This window comes from Prosthecomicrobium sp. N25, from assembly GCF_037203705.1.
In the GTDB taxonomy this organism is placed as follows: domain Bacteria; phylum Pseudomonadota; class Alphaproteobacteria; order Rhizobiales; family Ancalomicrobiaceae; genus Prosthecodimorpha.
Genome location: NZ_JBBCAT010000003.1, coordinates 374,000 through 392,208, shown reverse-complemented (window position 1 = coordinate 392,208; position 18,209 = coordinate 374,000). Strand labels below are relative to the sequence as shown.

The window sequence follows — 18,209 nt, the reverse complement described above, 5'->3', positions numbered from 1 at the left end:
GACATCATGGAAAGCGTCATGAAGGGTAACCGGATCGCCCGCCTCGGCCGCGGCCTGCTCGTCGCGGCGGCGGTCGGGCTCGCCGGCTCCACGGCGGCCCTGGCGGCCGGCGAGGTGCCCCACATCGAGAAGCAGTCCTGGACCTTCGCGGGTCCGTTCGGCAAGTTCGACCGGGGTCAGCTCCAGCGCGGCTACAAGGTCTACAAGGAGGTCTGCTCGGCCTGCCACTCGATGAAGTTCGTGTCCTTCCGCAACCTGGCGCAGCCGGGCGGACCGGAGTTCACCGAGGAGGAGGCGAAGGCGATCGCGGCCGAGTACAAGGTGAAGGACGGCCCGAACGACGAGGGCGAGATGTTCGAGCGCCCCGGCCGGCTCTCGGACCGCTTCCCGTCGCCGTTCGCGAACGACGCCGCGGCGCGGGTCGCCAACGGCGGCGCGCTGCCGCCGGACCTGTCGCTGATGGCCAAGGCGCGCGCGGCGCACCGCGGCTTCCCCTGGTTCCTGTTCGACATCTTCACGCAGTACCAGGAGAGCGGGCCGGACTACATCTACGCGCTCCTGAACGGCTACCACGAGCCGCCGAACGGGGTGACCTGCGCCCCTGGCCTCAACTACAACTCGGCCTTCCTGGCGGGCACCTGCATCGCCATGTCACAGCCGATCCAGGATGGCCAGGTCGAGTACACCGACGGGACGCCCGCTACGCTGACGAACTACGCCAAGGACGTCTCCAGCTTCATGATGTGGGCGGCCGAGCCGAAGCTCGAGGAGCGCAAGCACACGGGCTTCAAGGCGATGGCCTTCCTGATCGTCTTCGCCGGGCTTCTCTGGTTCACCAAGCGCAAGGTCTGGGCCGACGTCGCCCACTGAGCGACGTCGCCGCCGAGGCACGGGATTCCGCCGCCCCGTCCGGACCTCCGGGCGGGGCGGTTCTCTTTCGGGCGATCGGTCCCGCGGCGCCGGCGGATTGCGTCCGGCTCCAGAATCGCCAGACTGGCGCAGGTTTATCGAGCGCGGGGCGGAAAGGTCATGGCGAAGGCGGTCATCGGCATCATCGGCGGGTCCGGGCTCTACGACCTGCCCGGCCTCACGGGCGCGGCCTGGCGGCGGGTGGAGAGCCCTTGGGGCGAGCCCACGGACGAGCTCCTGCATGCGGAGATCGGCGGGCGGCCGATCGTGTTCCTGCCGCGGCACGGGCGCGGCCACCGCTTCTCGCCCTCGGACATCAACTACCGCGCCAACATCGACGCCCTGAAGCGGGCCGGGGTGACCGACATCGTGTCGGTCTCGGCGGTCGGGTCCTATCGCGAGGACCTGACGCCCGGCACCTTCGTGCTGATCGACCAGTTCGTCGACCGGACGGTCCGGCGGACCTCGTCCTTCTTCGGCGCGGGCTGCGTGGCGCATGTCGCCTTCGGGCACCCGACCAGCCCGGGCCTGATGGACCGGCTCGCGGCCGCCGCGCAAGCCGAGGGGATCGCCGTGGTGCGCGGCGGCACCTACGTGTGCATGGAGGGCCCGCAGTTCTCCACGCTCGCCGAGAGCCGGGCCTACAAGGCGCAGGGCTTCGACGTGATCGGCATGACCAACATGCCGGAGGCCAAGCTGGCGCGCGAGGCCGAGATTCCCTACGCGACCGTCGCCATGGTGACGGACTACGACTGCTGGCATCCGGAACACGACCACGTGGACGTCGCACAGGTGATCCGCGTGCTGCTCGACAACGCCGACCGGGCCCGCCGGCTGGTCGCCCGCTTCGCCGCCGACTTCCCGGCCGAGCATCCGGCCTGCCCCATCGGGGCCGACCGCGCCCTGGACCATGCGGTGATGACCGCCCCGGCGATGCGCGATCCGGCCCTCATCGCCAAGCTCGACGCCGTCGCGGGCCGCGTGCTCGGCGGGTGAGCGGGGGCGACTGCGCCTGGCTCTCGTGCCGGTCCGGCGACCGGGTTGCCAGCCGGGATGCGGCCCCCCAGTATGACGCCGCCGGAGGCCGGCCCGCCTCGACCTGGGAACACCGATCCATGCCCGACGCCTTTCCCGACCGCACGCTCGCCGACGCCATCCGGACCATCCCGGATTATCCGAAGCCCGGCATCCTGTTCCGGGACATCACCACGCTGCTGGGCGATGCGCGGGCGTTCCGCCGCACGGTCGACCAGCTCGTGGCGCCTTGGGCCGGGGGCAAGATCGACAAGATCGCGGGGATCGAGGCGCGCGGCTTCATCCTCGGGGGCGCGGTGGCTCATCAGCTTTCGGCCGGCTTCGTGCCGATCCGCAAGAAGGGCAAGCTGCCCCACACGACCGTGCGCATCGCCTACTCGCTGGAATACGGGCTGGACGAGATGGAGGTGCACGAAGACGCGGTGCCGGCCGGCGAGCGGGTCATCCTGGTCGACGACCTGATCGCGACGGGCGGGACGGCCTGCGCGGCCGTCCAGCTCCTGCGCAACATCGGCGCGGAGGTGGTCGCCGCCTGCTTCGTGGTGGACCTGCCGGACCTCGGCGGGGCCGACAGGCTGAGGGAGATGGGCGTGGACGTGCGCACGCTGGTGGCCTTCGCGGGCCACTAGGCCGCCCTCGGGGCTCAGCCTTCCACCGGCACCCACAGGACGTCGTCGATGCGCGGCGCGCCGGTCGCCAGCATGACGAGGCGGTCGAAGCCGAGGGCGATGCCGCTCGCCTCGGGCATGACGGCGAGCGCGGACAGGAAATCCTCGTCGATCGGGTAGCGCTCGCCGTAGACCCGCTCCTTCTCGGCCATCTCCTCCTCGAAGCGGCGGCGCTGCTCGACCGGGTCGGTCAGCTCGCCGAAAGCGTTGGCGAGTTCGACGCCGCAGATGTAGAGCTCGAAGCGCTCGGCGACGCGGGGATCTCGTGGCGTGCGGCGCGACAGGGCGGCCTCGCAGGCGGGATACTCGTACAGGACGGTCGCCCGGCCGAGGCCGAGGTTCGGCTCGACGCGGTCGACGAGGATGCGGGAATAGACGTCCGTCCACGTGTCGTCGTCGGCGATGCGGTGGCCGGCTGCGCGGGCCGCGGCGGCGAGGCGCTCGCGGTCGGGCGTGCCGTCGGCGCCGAGCGTCGCCAGCAGGTCGAGCCCGGCGAAGCGCCGGAAGGCGTCGGCGACGGTCAGCCGCTCGGGGGCCGCGCAGGGGTCGGCCTCGCGACCGCGCCAGCGCCACAGGCGCGTGCCGGCGGTCTCTGACGCCAGGGTCAGCAGGGCAGCGCAGTCCTGCATGAGGCGCTCGTAGGGCTCCCCGGCGCGGTACCATTCGAGCAGGGTGAACTCGGGGTGGTGCAGGGCCGTGCGCTCGCGGTTCCGGTAGACGCGGGCGAAATCGAAGATGCGGCGCTCGCCGGCGGCGAGCAGCTTCTTCATCGAGAATTCGGGTGAGGTGTGCAGGTAGCGCCGCCGCGCGATCCCGTCCGGACCGAAGACGTCCGTCTCGAAGGCGTGCAGGTGCGCCTCGTTGCCGGGGGAGACCTGCAGGGCCGGGCACTCGACCTCCGTGAAGCCGTCCGCCTCGAACCAGGCGGCCACCGCGCGGCGGATGCGGGCGCGGGCGGCGAGCCAGGGGCGGCGGTCGGCATGGCGCGACTTCGACCACCAAGGCGAGGCTTCCTGCATGGACCCACTTCCCTTCCGGCGCTCAAGATGGCACAGAGACGCCCGAACGAACCCGCCGCTCGCGCGTGCCCGGGTTAGCACCCCTTTTCGCCACGCTCAAATCCGAGGTCGCTCCCCGTGAAGGTCAATGCTCAAGCGCTCCGCCGCGGCAACGTCGTCGAACTGGACGGCAGGCTCTACGTCGTGCTCTCCGCGGAGAGCTTCCACCCGGGCAAGGGAACCCCGACCACGCAGATCGACATGCGCCGCATCTCGGACGGCGTGAAGGTGTCGGAGCGCTGGAAGACGACCGAGCAGGTCGAGCGCGCCTTCCTGGATGAGCGGCCCTTCACGTATCTCTACGAGGACGCCGAGGGCTTTACCTTCATGAACATGGAGAGCTTCGAACAGGTCGCCGTGCCGAAGGACGTGATCGGCGACCAGTCGGTCTACCTTCAGGAGAACATGGAGGTTCAGCTCAGCCTCTACCAGGGCGTCCCGGTCTCCATCGAGCTGCCCCAGCGCGTGACGCTCGAGATCGTCGACACCGAGCCGACCGTGAAGGGCCAGACGGCCTCGTCCTCCTACAAGCCCGCGGTCCTGTCCAACGGCGTGCGCACCATGGTGCCGCCGCATATCAGCACCGGCACGCGCGTGGTGGTGATGACGGCCGACGGCTCCTACGTGGAGCGCGCGAAGGACTGACCCGGGCGCGCCGGGGCACAACGCTCCTGAAGAAAGGCCCGGGTTCGTCCCGGGCCTTCGTCGTTTCCGGACGGCCGATCCGGGGCGCGCCGGGCCGGCGGCCCCTCAGGCCGGGCGCCGGCGGACGAAGACGTTGCCGGTATACTCGAACACCTTCTCGCCAGCCTGGTTGAAGGCCTCGTGGTGCTGCGTCAGGAGACCCCAGCCCGGGCGGCTCGCGGAGAGGCGCTTGCCGGTGACGGTCGACCGGTAGGTGAGCGTGTCCCCGGCATAGACCGGCTTCAGCCAGCGCATGTCCTCGAAGCCCGGGGACGGGCCCCACTCGGGAACGGCCTCGCCGCGGGCGCTCAGGGCGGCGGCGGCGCGGTCGTTGGCGGCGACGTAGAGCTTCATCCAGACCGACGCGGTCTGCCAGCCGGAGGCGGCGAGGCGGCCGAAGAGGCTGTTCCGGGCGCCTTCGTCCGAGAGGTGGAAGGGCTGCGGATCGAACTGGCGGGCATAGGCCACGATCTCGTCCGCCTCGAAGGTATGGCTGCCCATCTCGCAGGTCTCGCCGACCTCCAAATCGTCGTACCATTTCATCGGGCGGTCTCCCGGCAGGCGAAGAGGATCGGGTTCTCCATGGTCATGACCGGCTCGCCGGCGGCGTTCGTCACGGTGGACCGGAACTGGACGATCCCGAGGCCGGGCCGGCTCCGGGAGGCGCGCGTCTCGACCACCTCGGTGACGGCCGTCAGGACGTCCCCCGGACGGACCGGACGCAGCCAGCGGACCCGGTCGATGCCGGGCGAGCCCAGCGAGTGCGATTTCAGCAGCAGGTTGTCGCAGAGCAGGCGCATGAACATGCCGATGGTGTGCCAGCCGGACGCGCCCAGGCCGCCGAGCATGGTCTCGCGCGCGGCCGCGTCGTCGAGGTGCATGGGCTGCGGGTCGTAGACCCGCGCGAAGGCCACGATCTCGTCCCGGCTGACGGTCTTGGTGCCGAGCGGGATGACCTCGCCGGGCCGGAAATCCTCGAAGCTCCTGGTCTCGTCTGGCATGAACGTCCCCGATCCCTCTCCCCCGGGCCAGTGATCCACCGGCTTCTCGCGTCCGGTCCGGCCGGACCCTGGCGGACCGGCACGCGACTCTGTACCACTTCCCCACACGGGGTCTGCATGTCAGGCCTTTCGGCCCTCCGCTCCCCGCCGCGGGCGCATCAGTCAGGAAGGAGCCTCCTCCATGCTGTCGAAGTTTCTCACCCTCGACGAGTTCATCACCCCGGGGCTCGTTCGGCGCCTCTACCCGCTCGGGCTCGCGCTGATCGCGCTCGGGGCGCTGCTCGACATCATGGTGAGCCTCGTCAGCCTGAGCCTCATCGGCCTCCTCTGGGCGATCATCCGGGCCACCATGGCGTTCATCGTGCTGCGCGTGATGGCCGAGCTCTATTTCGCGATCTTCCGCCTGCACGACCGCTTCGTCGGCGGACACCCGAAGGACCCGATCCCCGAGTGAGCCGCCCGGCGCGGTCCCGCCGGCTCAGGCGTTGAACTTGAAGAGCATGACGTCGCCGTCCTGCACGACGTAGTCCTTGCCCTCGTCCCGCGCCTTGCCGGCCTCCTTGGCGCCGACCTCGCCGAGCGCCACGAAGTCCTCGTAGGCGATCGTCTGCGCGCGGATGAAGCCGCGCTCGAAGTCGGAATGGATGACCCCGGCGGCCTGCGGCGCCCGGGTGCCCTTCACGATCGTCCAGGCGCGGGTCTCCTTCGGGCCGGCGGTGAAGTAGGTGATCAGGCCGAGGAGGTCGTAGCCGGCGCGGATCAGCCGGTCGAGGCCGGGCTCGTGCAGGCCGAGGGTCTCGAGGAATTCGAGCTCCTCCTCGTCGGAGAGCTGGGCGACCTCGGCCTCGATCGCGGCGGAGATCACCACGGCCTTGGCGCCCTGGCGGGCGGCCATCTCCTCCACGCGCCGGGAATGCGCGTTGCCGGCGGCGGCGCTCGCCTCCTCGACGTTGCACACGTAGAGGACCGGCTTGGCGGTGAGCAGCATCAGGCCGTCCAGGATGGCCTTGTCCTCCGGCGAGAGCGACAGGGTGCGGACGGGCTTGCCGTCCTGCAGCACCTTGAGGGCCGCCTCCATCACGGGCACCACCGCCTTCGCCTCGCGCTCGCCGCCGGCGGCCTTCTTGCGCAGCGGCACGATGCGGCGCTCCAGGCTGTCCAGGTCGGCGAGCATGAGCTCCGTCTCCACCGTCTCGGCGTCCGCGACCGGGTCGACCCGGCCCTCGACATGGGTGATGTCGCCGGATTCGAAGCAGCGCAGGACGTGCACGACGGCGTCGACCTCGCGGATGTTGGCGAGGAACTGGTTGCCGAGGCCCTCGCCCTTCGAGGCGCCGCGGACGAGGCCGGCGATGTCCACGAAGGTGATGCGGGTCGGCACGATGTTGGCCGACTTCGCCTGGCGGGCGATCTTCTCGAGCCGGGGATCGGGGACCCCGACCTCGCCGGTGTTCGGCTCGATGGTGCAGAAGGGGTAGTTCGCGGCCTGCGCGGCCGCGGTGCGCGTGAGCGCGTTGAAGAGGGTCGACTTGCCGACGTTCGGCAGGCCGACGATGCCGCATTTGAAGCCCATGGGAGGCGCGTCTTTCCGGTCAGGGTCGGATGAGAAAATCTGGCGGTGTTAGACGGAAAGGATCGGCGAACGTCAAGGGCCCGAGGCTTCTTGCGAGGACGCGCGGGCCGGCGGCGCGCCGATCAGCGCCGCTTCTGGGCCAGTAGCTTGCGCAGGGTCTCGGCCATGGCGTTCTTGGCCGTCTCGGTCGGGCCGGCGGGCGCGGCGGCTGCCGGGGGCGGGGCCGGCTTCGGCTCGCGGGGCTTGCGCTCGGGCTGGAGCCGGGCGGCGACGTCGCTCTGGTAGCCGGCGTCGTCGCCGGCGGCGAGCTTCGGGGCGGCATCCGCGAGGGCGTCGAGAAGCGGCGTCAGCCATTCGGCGTCGGCCTTGGCGAAGTCGCCGAGGACCCAGTTGGTGACGAGCTCCTTGGCGCCCGGGTGCCCGATGCCGAGGCGGACACGGCGGAAGTCCGGGCCGAGATGCGCCTGGATGGAGCGCAGGCCATTGTGGCCGGCATGGCCGCCGCCGGTCTTCACGCGCAGCTTGGAGGGGGGCAGGTCGAGCTCGTCGTGGAAGACCACGATGGAGGCGGGCGGGATCTTGAAGAACTGGGCGGCGGCGGCGACCGAGCGGCCGCTCTCGTTCATGTAGGTCAGCGGCTTCAGGGCGTAGACCTTCTCGTCGCCGAGGGTTCCCTCGGCGAGCTCGCCCTGGAACTTCGACCGCCAGGGAGAGAAGCGATGGCGGCGGACGATCGCGTCCACCGCCATGAAGCCGATGTTGTGCCGGTTGCCGGCATAGTCCCGCCCGGGGTTGCCGAGGCCGACGAGGAGCAGCATCGGGTGATCTCCCGTCCTGGCCGGGCCGGGCCGCGGGCCTTCAGCCGCAGCCGGTCCGGTCTCGATCAGGACCGGCCTCAGGCGGCCGGGGTCGCGGCTTCGGTCGGCTCGTTGAAGCCGGCCGGCGGCGCGATGGTCAGGATCGTGAAGTCGCGCTCCTGGATGACCGGCGTCACGCCCTCGGGCAGCTTGATGGCCGAGATGTGCAGCGAGTCGTTGATGTCGAGCGCGGACACGTCGCACTCGACGTTCTCCGGGATCGAATCCGCGCGGCACTCGAACTCGATCTCGTGGCGCACGTAGTTGAGGGCACCGCCGCGCTTGATGCCGGGCGACTTCTCCGTGCCCACCACCTTGACGGGGACGAAGACGGTGACGGTCGAGCCCGCGCCGACGCGCAGGAAATCGAGGTGGGTGAGCTGGTCCTTGACCGGATCGAGGTGATAGTCCTTGGGGATCACCAGGATCTTCTCGCCGGCGACGTTGATGGTCGCGACGGTGGTCATGAAGCCGCCGCCGCGCAGGCGCTTGTCGGCTTCCCGGAAATTGACCGCGATGGCGATCGGGGGCTTCTTGTCGCCGTAGATGACGGCGGGTACCTGACCTTGACGACGCAGCGAACGTGCGGCCCCCTTGCCCACACGGTCGCGCACCGAGGCCTCGAGCTCGTAAGTCTGCCGGCTCATGGGTGCGTTCCTTCTCGAAAAAACGAAAAAGGCCGGCGGACCGGCCTCTTCTGCCAGCCGCCGGACGGCGTCCGGCGGGCCCACGCGGTGCCTCCAGGGGTGTCGGCGCGCGGGACGCGGCGGATATACGGGATCGGGCGCGGAAAGGCAATGCCGCAGGGGCGATCGAGACGGTGATCGGCGGCTCAGCGCAGGACGAAGGGGCGGCGCGTGCGGGAGAGGTCGCGCTCCATCATCGCGGTCAGGCGCTGGCGGGTGCGCTTCTCGAGGGCGCGGGTCAGCTTGCGGGCGATCTCCGGGGGCAGGTCCGGGCGGGCCGACAGGGCGTCGTCCATCTCCACGTCGTTGACCGCCACGTCGGAGAGGATCTCGAAGCCGGAGGGCGACAGGGTCGCCTCGATGTTGCGGGCGAGCGCGAGCAGGACCTTCGGGTGGCTCGTGCCGATCAGGAGGTCGGTGATGTGGTCGCTCAACGGCTCGCGGCGCGCGATCGACAGGCAGACCGCCTCGCTGTTGATGTCGATGATGCGGATGATCTCGTCGTCGGTGAGGTGCGCGTGCTCGATGATCGGGGCGGCCACCATCGAGTTGTCGGAGAGAAGCCGCTTGCGTAGCCGCTGCGGAAGGCGCGGGGACTTGGCGACAGCCTTGGCGAAGGTCACCCGCTCCAGGAGCGGCGTGGCGTCGAGCACCTGGGTCATCAGCCGGTCGAAACGCTCGATCTCGCTTTCGGAGATGTTGGCGGAGCCGGTCACGAAGGCATCGCGGATCTTGCGGAGCCATTCGCCCCGCCTGTCCTCCGGCGCCTCCTCGGCCGCGCTCAGCAAAGTTGCGAAATCGACGCTCATCGTGCCGACACTCCCCCGTCCCTTCCGCAACAATGCGCGGAAGTCGTGAAGAACTCGATAAGGAGTTCGGGGGCGACCGACGTCCGGATACCTTGGCTGAGCTTCAGCCGGCGAGTTCGCGTGACCGTCGCGCCGCCGCCGCGACGGCGCGGTCGAGCAGCGGCTGGAGCCCGTCCTGGGCCATCAGGACGTCCAGGGCGGCCGCGGTGGTGCCGTTCGGGGAGGTCACGTTGCGGCGGAGCGTGGCCGGGTCGAGCGGGGACTGGTGGAGGAGTTCGCCCGCGCCCTCCACGGTCGCCCGGGCCAGGCGCTCGGCGAGCCCGTCCGGCAGCCCCGCCTTCCGGCCGGCTTCCGCGAGGGCCTCGGCGAGCAGGAAGACATAGGCCGGGCCGGATCCGGACACGGCCGTGACGGCGTCGATCAGGGCCTCGTCGTCGACCCAGTCGACCTTGCCGACGGCGGCCAGGAGGGCCGTCACGAGGCTCTTCTGCGCGTCCGTGACGGCGGCGTTCGGCACCGCGACCGTGATGCCGCGCCCGACCTGGGCAGGGGTGTTGGGCATGGTGCGGACGACGGCGCCGCCGCCGAGGCCCGCCTCCAGCTTCGCCAGCGTCTTGCCGGCGGCGACCGAGACGGTGACCGTCCCGGGGCCGAGGAGCGGGCGGAGCGCGGGCAGGACGCCGTCAAGGACCTGCGGCTTGACGGCGACCACCACGACGGCGGCGACGAGCCCGGGGGGCGGCGCGGCGGCCAGGGTCAGGCCGCGGGCGGCGGCCAAGTCGCGCATCTCGGAGGCGGGGGAGGGGTCGACCAGGACGACGCCGGCGGGGTCGAGCCCACGCTCCAGCCAGCCGGCCAGCATGGCCCCGCCCATCTTGCCGGCGCCGACGAGGACCAGCGGCGTGGCGTTCCGGAGTTCGCTCATGGGATGTCGCTCCGCAGGGTGGCGCGCCGGCGGAGCGAAGGTCGTCAAGCCTCGCCGGCGGTCTCGAACAGGGCGCCGTCCAGCGCCTCGCGGGCCGTCTTACCCGCCCAGACCACGAACTGGAAGGCCTGATAATAGCGCTCGCAGGACTCGACCGCGTTGGAGACCATGTCCTCGACCTGGCGGGCGGTCGGCTCGACCCCGCCGGAGAGGAGCAGGCCATGGCGGAACATCACCACGCCCTCCTGACTCCACAGGTCGAAGTGGCCGAGCCACATCTGCTCGTTCACCAGCGCCAGGAGCTTCATGACCTCGGCGCGGCGCGCCTCCGTGATCTTGAGGTCGAAGGCGCAGGCCAGGTGCAGGGCCTCGACCTCCTCCATCCAGGAGAACGAGGCGTGGTAGTCCGACCAGCGGCCCGGCACCGAGATGGTGATCTCGTCCTCGCCGGAACGCTGGAACGACCAGTCCTCCATGGCGGCGACATGTTCGATCACGTCCACCGGATTGGCGTGCCGTTCGACTTCGAATTCGGTCAGGCTCATGGCCTTGTCCTCGCGTGGGAACCGGACGAGACGCGGCAGGAACGCTCACAGGACGTCGCGACGGAGGTCGTGCGAATCGATCAGGCGAGCCGCGAATCCCCGTCGCGATTCAGTATACGTTTCCGTGACTCCGGTGCGACAAGTCATTCCGGCCGGCGGCGGCTAAGATGTGGACGGCGCCGGGGCGGCCTGTGGACATCCTGTGGACGGCGGGGGCCGTCAGATCGAGGGGTCGGCGCTCGCCGTCATGATCTCGGCGGGCTCGCTCCGGCCCCCTTCCAGGGTGGCGATGCGGGCCTCCAGGGCGGCGAGGCGGGCGGACAGACGCTCGTTCTCCTCGCGGGCGCGCACCGCCATCTCGCGGACGACCTCGAAGTCCTCGCGCTTGACGACGTCCATCTCGGACAGGAAGCGCTCGGCCTGGGATCGCACCACCGTGTCGACTTCGCGGCGGACGCCCTGGGCCATGCCGGCCGCGTCGGTCATCAGCTTGGCGAACTCGTCGAAGAGGCGGCTCGAGGTCTGCGTCATGGTCGATACTCCGGGCGGGCAGCCCCCCGCCTTCCGTTTATGGGTGCTCGGACGCGGCGGCGCAAGGCCGGGGGCGAGGCCCGTCAACCGGAACACTGCGGCAACCCTGCGCGGCGAAGCGCGTTGACTTGGCCGCGGGAGTACCGGACAATCGATTGAAACCGCGGCAACGCGCGCTTTCGCGCGTCCCTGACAAGAGCCCCGAGAGGACGAGGAAACGATGGCCCCCGTGAAGCACGCGAAGTCAGTCCTGAAGTCGGTAGCGGCGGCGGGCGCCTTGGCGCTGTCGCTCGGCCTCGCGGCCATGCCGGCCTCGGCGGGGACCTGGGACGAGCTGAAGCCTTCGGTGTTCGGCGACCGGGCGATCGCGGACGGGCAGGGCATCGTAAGCTTCACCGCCCCCTACCGGGCCGAGGACGACCGGCGCGTGCCGGTGTCGGCCACCGCCGCCTTCACGGACGGCCGCACCGTCAAGGGCGTCTCCTTCATCATCGACGAGAACCCGATGCCGGTCGCGGCGGCGTTCAAGTTCCAGGAGGGGCGGGACAAGGTCGGTCTCGGCATCGACGTGCGCCTCAACGGGCCGTCGATGGTGCGCGTGGTGGTCGAGGCGAGCGACGGGCGGCTCTACATGGCCGAGAGCATGGTCAAGACCTCCGGGCTCGGCGCCTGCGCGGCGCCGCCGGTCGGCGACGCCGTCTCGGCCCTGCAGACGCTCGGCAACATGCAGGTGACGGGCCTGCCCGCGAAGGCGGACTCCCCCTTCACCCGGCACGCGCGGCTGAAGATCCAGCATCCGCAGCACACCGGCATGCAGATGAACCAGATCACGCTCCTCTACATCCCGGCCCGCTACGTGGCCGAGGTCGAGGTGCGCGAGGGCGCCGAACCGGTCTTCACGGTGGAGACGGGCTTCGCCATGAGCGAAGACCCGCGCATCGACTTCGATTACAAGATCAACGGCACCGACGTCCTGACGGTCCGCATGAAGGACACCGACGGCGCGGTGTTCCAGAAGGCCTTCCCGCGCGGCGTCGGGGGCTGAGCGGCGCTCTCGGCGAGGCGCCGGGCGGGTTCTTCGTGGCATTGGAAAGATTGATTGGGCGGCGGCACGGCGCGGCCAACTGGGTAGCGGCCGCATGTCAGCGCACCGCGGCGCGCGGCGGGGCGGGCAGGACTTGCCAAAGCCTGGCCGGCGCGGCGGGGCGGCCTGGGTAACACCTCCCTTAATTGTCATCCCGGCCATCGAGCCGGGATCCGATGGCCTCCCCTCCTTCACGCCGGCGCCTGATGGGATGGTCGTGCGGCGGGTACGGCCAACGGGCCCCTGCGTTTCCGACTTGTGCCGACGTGAGGGAAGCGGGCGGAGATCGCCGGGTCCTCATCCCCTCCACGCGCATCCCCGGACAAGGCGCGGCACGCGCCGCCGATCCGGGGTCCGGCGCGAGCCTCGATCCGTAGCGCTGCGGCCGGTGGATGGCGCTGGCTCCCGGCCCTCCGCTACGCTCCGGCCGGGACTGCGGAGGAGAGGGTGCGCTTCAATCCCTGAGGCCGGTGCCTCGTCCACGCGGACAGCAGCACCTCCAATCAAGCTGCCGGCTGATGGCCGGGGTGACACCGGTGGGGCGGCTTTCTCCGGGGTGGCGCCGTGGTGCGTTCGGCGCGGTCGAACCCAAGGGCCTCGGCCGGTGACTTCGCACGGATCCCGGGCGGGCCTCGCCCTGGCCGAGAACGTGAAAAGGCCGGCCCGGGGGTCCGGGCCGGCCTTCGACGTGTCGCGCTTCCCGCGGGGGTCAGTTCCCGCGATAGGTGAAGATGTCGCGGTCCTTGGTCTCGGGCACGAAGAGCGTGCCGATGATGGCCGTGCCGACGGCGATCACGATCGGATACCAGAGGCCGTAGTAGATGTCGCCGGTCTGCGCCACCATGGCGAAGGAGGTGGCCGGCAGCAGACCGCCGAACCAACCGTTGCCGATGTGGTAGGGAAGCGACATCGAGGTATAGCGGATGCGGGTCGGGAAGAGTTCGACGAGCGCCGCTGCGATCGGGCCGTACACCATGGTCACGTAGATGACCAGGATGGTCAGAATTCCGATCAGAGTCAGTTTCTGGGCCGAGAAGATATCGAACATCTTGCCGAAGTTGGAGAGGCCTGCCTTCGGGTCGATCGCGATCTTCACCACCGTCGGATTGTTGGCCGGCGGGTAGCCGGCGGCGGTCAGCGCGTCGCCGACACCCTTCGTGAACGCGCCGGGGGTCGTCTTCGCGGCGTCACCCTCGAGCTTGTTCAGGTTGTAGGACTGCACCTCGGTCTGACCGATGCGGATCTTGGCGTTGGTCCCCGCCGGCGCCGGCTCGACCGTGTAGGCGACGGCGAGGCGGGCGAGCGCCGACTTGGCGATGTCGCAGGACGACACGAACTTGGCGGTGCCGGTCGGGTTGAACTGGAACGAGCACTCGGCCGGGTCGGCGACGACCACCACTTGCGTCTTCTGCTGAGCCTCGTAGAGCGCCGGGTTGGCGGTTGCGGTCAGCAGCTTGAAGAGCGGGAAGTAGGTGGCGGCCGCGATCAGACAGCCCGCGAGAATCACCGGCTTGCGGCCGATCCTGTCGGAGAGCGAGCCGAACACGATGAAGCCACCGGTGCCGAGGATCAGCGACCAGGCAATCAGCACGTTCGCCGTGAAGGAGTCGACCTTCAGGATCGATTGCAGGAAGAACAGGGCATAGAACTGTCCCGTGTACCAGACGACAGCCTGGCCGGCGACGAGGCCGAGGAGCGCAAGAAGCGCAATCTTGGCGTTCTTCCACTGGCCGAAGGCTTCCGAGAGCGGCGCCTTGGAGTGGGTCCCCTCTTCCTTCATCTTCTTGAAGGCCGGGCTTTCCTGCATCTGCAGACGGATCCAGACGGAGATCGCCAGCAGCGCCACAGAGACAAGGAAGGGAATACGCCAGCCCCACGCCGCGAAGGGCGTCAACTCTCCGGTCGCGGTCTTCACCGGCTCGTAGTTCGCGTTCACGTAGATCTGGGTGAACATGATCACGATCAGCGACAGGAGCAGGCCGAGCGTCGCCGTGGTCTGGATCCAGGCGGTGTAGAAGCCGCGTCGCCCTTGAGGCGAGTGCTCGGCCACATAGACGGCTGCGCCGCCATACTCGCCGCCGAGCGCCAGGCCCTGCAGCATGCGGAGCGCGATCAGCGCGATCGGGGCGATGGCGCCGATCGACTCGTAGGAGGGCAGCAAACCGACGAAGAAGGTCGACAGGCCCATGATCATGATGGTGATGAGAAACGTGTACTTGCGGCCGACCATGTCGCCGAGGCGGCCAAAGACCAGCGCCCCGAAGGGACGCACCAGGAAGCCTGCCGCGAAGGCCAGCAGAGCAAAGATGTTCCGGGTCGCTTCGGGATAGGCGCTGAAGAACTGCGCACCGATCACTGCGGCAAGCGAGCCGTAGAGATAGAAGTCATACCATTCGAAGATGGTGCCCAGAGAGGAGGCGAGAATGACTCGCTTCTCTTCTCCGGTCATCGGGCGAGCAGATGAGCCCGCCGCGGCTGCAGAGGTCATGGCCATGGTCGTTTCCTTCTTCGTGCGTCTTCAGCGCACAAATACCCAGTCGAGAAGCGCGGACACTTCACCAAGCATCACGCTAACAAAATCAATCGATTCATAAACGTAGACCATCGTCTAATGGGGATACCCGCTCCGGGGCGTTTCACTCTGGGCAATCCCGTCTGGCCCGGTCAGGCCTCGGCCCGCTCCCCGGCGATGTCCGCCGCCTCCTCGTCGGACACGGCCTCGGCCTGGCTCTTCACGCGGACCACCGTCACCGAGGCGTGCGCCTCCGCGACGACCTGGGCCGAGACGCTGCCGAGGTGGCGGCGGAGGGCCGAGGAGGCGCGCGCGCCGAGCACGATGTGGTCGACGCGGTTGTGCTCGGCGTAGCGGATCAGGGCGGCGGCGACGTCCACGGCCTCGATCACGTGGTAGCTGACCTTGTCGTCCGGGATGCCGAGCGGGCGGGCCCAGTCCTTGAGGGCCACCAGCCGGCCCACATAGGCGTTGCGTCCGGCGGCGTCGACCGTCTCGTCCTCGCCTGCGATGCGGGTCTTCATGATGGTGACGCAGGCCAGGCGCGCGTCCGCGACGCCCTCCATGACCCGGGCGACGTGGAGGCGGACCTCCTCGGCGAGCGGGTCCTCCCCGCGCGCCAGGTCGACGGCGGCCATCACCACGGAGGCGGCGTCGCGGCGCGACATGACGGCGGGCCGCGGCGGCATCGGCTTCGCCCGGAAGGGCAGGAGGGCCCGGAAGACGCGGCGCAGGAACGAATCGCCCCGGTCGAGCCGGCCGCGCTCGGTGATGACGACCTGCCCGGGGTTGCGCAGGTCGAAGAGGACCTGGGCCGCGGTGGCGTAGCGGCGCGCGGGGTCGACCTCCAGGCAGTGCAGGATGATCTCCTGCAGGAAGCGTGGGACGCCGCGGACGACCGCGCGGGGCGGGGGCGGGGCGCGGTAGATGCGGCGCTCCATGCCGGCGCGGGTGGACGGCTCGCCGAACGGCTTCTCGCCGGTGGCGAGCTCGTAGAGGATGCAGCCGAGCGCGAAGAGGTCGCTGGCGTTGTTGGAGCGGTCGCCGAGCACCTGCTCGGGGGCGATGTAGGCGGGGGTTCCGACCGGCAGACGGGTCTCCTCGCCGAGCAGGTCGGGCAGTTCCTCGTGGCGCGCGAGGCCGAAGTCGATCAGCACCACGCCGCGGGGAGACTGGATGATGTTGGCGGGCTTCAGGTCGAGGTGCGCGACCTTCTGTTGGTGGATGGCGTCGAGCGCGGCGGCGATGTCGGCGCCGATGTGGGCGACGGTCTGCCAGGAGAAGGGCGCGCTCTCCATGACCTTCTGGAGATGGTCGCCGGCCACGTACTCCATGGCGATGTAGGGCAGGGTCTCGAGGTCGCCGGAGCCGAGGAAGCGAGGGACATGCGGCCCCTTCAGCCGCTTCAGGATCATCTCCTCGACCTCGAAGCCGATGACGGCCGACACGTCGTCGCCCGGCGCGATGAAGGGCACCTTGAGGACGACGGGGACGTGAACGCCGGGCTTCGTGGCGCGCCAGACCGCGCCCATGCCGCCGAAGGACAGGCGCTCGGTCAGGGTGAAGCCGTCGATGACCAATCCGGGGGCCAGGTCGGTCCCTTGCACGCGGTGCTCCTATCGTCCTTCCGCCAGGCGGCGAGCCAGCCATTCCGGAAGCCCCGCGTCATTGATCTTCCGCATGGTGGTCTCGACGTCGTAGGGCTGGCGCATCACCGCGACCGTCTTCTCGCGCGTGTCGAGCAGGCCCCAGCAGGCGTTCGGATTCCGGTCGCGCGGCTGGCCGACGGCGCCGAGGACGAGCAGGTAGCGGCGGGTCGCGGAGAGGGGGATCGGGCGGTTGGGGAGCGGCCTGAAGTATTGCGGCCGGCGGCCCGCGAGGCTGTGGTAGAGCGAGGGCACGTGGGTGTGGCCGCAGAGGATCAGGCGCGCCCGGGTGGCGGCGAAGGAGGCGGCGGCCGCGTCCTCGTCGTCCACGTAGGTCCAGTTCGCCGGGTCGGCGGCGCTGGCGTGGACGTAGAGCCGATCCTCGTCCTCGATGGTCAGCGGCAGGGCGGCCAGATAGGCCTTGGCGTCGGCGTCGAGCCGGGCGTGGGTCCAGTCGATCGCCTCCTTGGCGCGCTCGGACATGCCGCGCCGGGGCTGGACGGCGTAGTCGTCGTGATTGCCGCGCACGACGAGCGCGCCCCGGTGGGCGAGTTCGCGCACGCGGTCGAGGACGTAGACCGGGTCCGGCCCGTAGCCGACCAGGTCGCCGAGCACGACGAGGCGGTCGCAGGTCGCCTCGTCGACCGCTTCGAGGCACGCGTCGAAGGCCTCGCGGTTGGCGTGGATGTCGGACAGGAGACCGATCCGCAAGGCGTTTTCCTCCCTCGCCTTTTTCCCGAGTGGACCGGAGACCGGCGGGAAAATCAATGCGCAGGGACAAAGGGGCGAGCCGCGGCCGGCTTGACGGGTCCCGCGCCGCCGCCCACCTTCGCGCCTCCTCGAGCCCGGACCGTCCCGCCCATGCTTCCCTTCGCGATCCCGTTTCCGTCCATCGATCCCGTCGCGCTGGAGATCGGGCCCCTGGCGATCCGCTGGTACGCGCTCGCCTACATCGCCGGGATCCTGCTCGGCTGGTGGTATTCGCGCCGGCTCGTCATGAACGACCGGCTGTGGGGCGGATCGCCGCGGCCCACTCCGGAGGAGATGGACGACTTCATCGTCTATGCGACGGTCGGCATCGTGCTCGGCGGGCGGGTCGGCTACGTCCTCTTCTACAATCCCGCGTATTACCTGCAGCATCCGGTCGAGGCGCTGATGGTGTGGCGGGGCGGCATGTCGTTCCACGGCGGGCTCCTCGGCTCCATCCTGGCCATGGCACTGTTCCGGCGGGGCCGGCCCTTCCCGGTCCTGACCCTGTTCGACATCTTCGCGGCGTCGACCACCTTCGGGCTCTTCTTCGGCCGCCTCGCCAACTTCATCAATTCCGAGCTCTGGGGCCGGCCTGCCGAGGTGCCCTGGGCGATGGTGTTCCCGACCGGCGGACCGCTGGCGCGGCATCCGAGCCAGCTCTACGAGGCGGCGCTCGAGGGCGTCGTGCTCTTCCTCGTGCTGCGGGTGATGACGCACCGGCTCGGGGCCCTGCAGCGGCCGGGGGTCGTGGCGGGCGCCTTCGTGGCGGGCTATGGTCTGGCCAGAACCGTCGTGGAACACTTCCGCGAGCCGGACGCCCATATCGGCTACATCGGAGGGGTGATCACCATGGGGCAGATCCTGTCCCTGCCCATGCTCGTCGGCGGACTGATGCTCATGATCTGGGCCGCGCGCCGGCCCCGCCCGGCGTGACCC

20 protein-coding genes are annotated in these 18,209 nt (G+C 70.0%); 7 read left to right on the top strand and 13 right to left on the bottom strand.

Going from position 1 to position 18,209, the window contains the following annotated elements; translation table 11 throughout:
- Positions 1–6: 6 nt before the first annotated feature.
- The 3 genes from WBG79_RS21020 (at position 7) to WBG79_RS21010 (ending at position 2,573) form a co-directional block, all read left to right on the top strand.
- Positions 7–870, top strand: coding sequence for a cytochrome c1 (locus WBG79_RS21020; RefSeq protein WP_337359185.1), 864 nt, complete (start codon positions 7–9; stop codon positions 868–870).
- Between the two features lie 159 nt (positions 871–1,029).
- Complete coding sequence (locus WBG79_RS21015; RefSeq protein WP_337359184.1) at positions 1,030–1,905, top strand: S-methyl-5'-thioadenosine phosphorylase; 876 nt, start codon at positions 1,030–1,032, stop codon at positions 1,903–1,905.
- Positions 1,906–2,024: 119 nt separating this feature from the next.
- On the top strand, positions 2,025–2,573 hold the full coding sequence (locus tag WBG79_RS21010) for an adenine phosphoribosyltransferase (protein ID WP_337359183.1): 549 nt from the start codon (positions 2,025–2,027) through the stop codon (positions 2,571–2,573).
- Between the two features lie 14 nt (positions 2,574–2,587).
- On the opposite strand, the gene epmA is transcribed toward WBG79_RS21010, so the two are convergent.
- Complete coding sequence (gene epmA / locus WBG79_RS21005; RefSeq protein WP_337359182.1) at positions 2,588–3,631, bottom strand: EF-P lysine aminoacylase EpmA; 1,044 nt, start codon at positions 3,629–3,631, stop codon at positions 2,588–2,590.
- Between the two features lie 117 nt (positions 3,632–3,748).
- Here epmA and efp point away from each other — a divergent pair, with 117 nt between their 5' ends.
- Complete coding sequence (gene efp, locus WBG79_RS21000; RefSeq protein WP_337359181.1) at positions 3,749–4,315, top strand: elongation factor P; 567 nt, start codon at positions 3,749–3,751, stop codon at positions 4,313–4,315.
- A 105-nt stretch (positions 4,316–4,420) separates the two neighbouring features.
- On the opposite strand, the gene WBG79_RS20995 is transcribed toward efp, so the two are convergent.
- Entirely contained in the window at positions 4,421–4,897 is a 477-nt protein-coding gene (locus tag WBG79_RS20995) for a MaoC family dehydratase (RefSeq protein ID WP_337359180.1), read from the bottom strand.
- Entirely contained in the window at positions 4,894–5,355 is a 462-nt protein-coding gene (locus tag WBG79_RS20990) for a MaoC family dehydratase (RefSeq protein ID WP_337359179.1), read from the bottom strand. Before WBG79_RS20990 ends, WBG79_RS20995 begins: the two co-directional genes overlap by 4 nt.
- A gap of 181 nt (positions 5,356–5,536) precedes the next feature.
- On the opposite strand from WBG79_RS20990, the gene WBG79_RS20985 reads away from it, so the two are divergent.
- Complete coding sequence (locus WBG79_RS20985; RefSeq protein ID WP_337359178.1) at positions 5,537–5,809, top strand: DUF4282 domain-containing protein; 273 nt, start codon at positions 5,537–5,539, stop codon at positions 5,807–5,809.
- 24 nt (positions 5,810–5,833) lie between these two features.
- Here WBG79_RS20985 and ychF read toward each other — a convergent pair whose 3' ends face one another.
- The 7 genes from ychF to WBG79_RS20950 all read right to left on the bottom strand — a co-directional run bounded on the left by ychF (position 5,834) and on the right by WBG79_RS20950 (position 11,281).
- Entirely contained in the window at positions 5,834–6,928 is a 1,095-nt protein-coding gene (ychF, locus tag WBG79_RS20980; RefSeq protein ID WP_337359177.1) for a redox-regulated ATPase YchF, read from the bottom strand.
- 122 nt (positions 6,929–7,050) lie between these two features.
- Positions 7,051–7,746 (bottom strand): aminoacyl-tRNA hydrolase, encoded by a 696-nt coding sequence (gene pth / locus WBG79_RS20975; RefSeq protein ID WP_337359176.1) that lies wholly within the window; start codon positions 7,744–7,746, stop codon positions 7,051–7,053.
- Between the two features lie 77 nt (positions 7,747–7,823).
- A complete protein-coding gene (locus tag WBG79_RS20970) occupies positions 7,824–8,432 on the bottom strand; it encodes a 50S ribosomal protein L25/general stress protein Ctc (RefSeq protein ID WP_337359175.1) in 609 nt (202 codons plus the stop codon).
- A 185-nt stretch (positions 8,433–8,617) separates the two neighbouring features.
- The gene (locus WBG79_RS20965; RefSeq protein ID WP_337359174.1) at positions 8,618–9,280 is read right to left on the bottom strand and encodes a DUF2336 domain-containing protein; all 663 of its coding nucleotides are present in this window, start codon (positions 9,278–9,280) and stop codon (positions 8,618–8,620) included.
- Between the two features lie 103 nt (positions 9,281–9,383).
- On the bottom strand, positions 9,384–10,205 hold the full coding sequence (gene proC / locus WBG79_RS20960; RefSeq protein ID WP_337359173.1) for a pyrroline-5-carboxylate reductase: 822 nt from the start codon (positions 10,203–10,205) through the stop codon (positions 9,384–9,386).
- 44 nt (positions 10,206–10,249) lie between these two features.
- Entirely contained in the window at positions 10,250–10,750 is a 501-nt protein-coding gene (locus tag WBG79_RS20955; protein ID WP_337359172.1) for a YbjN domain-containing protein, read from the bottom strand.
- A gap of 219 nt (positions 10,751–10,969) precedes the next feature.
- Positions 10,970–11,281, bottom strand: coding sequence for an accessory factor UbiK family protein (locus WBG79_RS20950; RefSeq protein ID WP_337359171.1), 312 nt, complete (start codon positions 11,279–11,281; stop codon positions 10,970–10,972).
- Between the two features lie 220 nt (positions 11,282–11,501).
- Here WBG79_RS20950 and WBG79_RS20945 point away from each other — a divergent pair, with 220 nt between their 5' ends.
- Complete coding sequence (locus WBG79_RS20945; protein ID WP_337359170.1) at positions 11,502–12,326, top strand: quinoprotein dehydrogenase-associated SoxYZ-like carrier; 825 nt, start codon at positions 11,502–11,504, stop codon at positions 12,324–12,326.
- A 748-nt stretch (positions 12,327–13,074) separates the two neighbouring features.
- On the opposite strand, the gene WBG79_RS20940 is transcribed toward WBG79_RS20945, so the two are convergent.
- From WBG79_RS20940 to WBG79_RS20930, 3 genes are all read right to left on the bottom strand, one after another.
- Positions 13,075–14,814 (bottom strand): MFS transporter, encoded by a 1,740-nt coding sequence (locus WBG79_RS20940; RefSeq protein ID WP_337359383.1) that lies wholly within the window; start codon positions 14,812–14,814, stop codon positions 13,075–13,077.
- A gap of 215 nt (positions 14,815–15,029) precedes the next feature.
- Positions 15,030–16,484, bottom strand: a complete 1,455-nt coding sequence (locus WBG79_RS20935; protein WP_337359169.1) for a bifunctional serine/threonine-protein kinase/universal stress protein — start codon at positions 16,482–16,484, stop codon at positions 15,030–15,032.
- 9 nt (positions 16,485–16,493) lie between these two features.
- On the bottom strand, positions 16,494–17,234 hold the full coding sequence (locus WBG79_RS20930; protein ID WP_337359168.1) for a metallophosphoesterase family protein: 741 nt from the start codon (positions 17,232–17,234) through the stop codon (positions 16,494–16,496).
- A 150-nt stretch (positions 17,235–17,384) separates the two neighbouring features.
- Between WBG79_RS20930 and lgt the strand changes: the two genes are divergently transcribed.
- Positions 17,385–18,206: a prolipoprotein diacylglyceryl transferase gene (gene lgt / locus WBG79_RS20925; protein WP_337359167.1), complete on the top strand. Its 822-nt coding sequence runs from the start codon at positions 17,385–17,387 to the stop codon at positions 18,204–18,206.
- Positions 18,207–18,209: the final 3 nt, after the last annotated feature.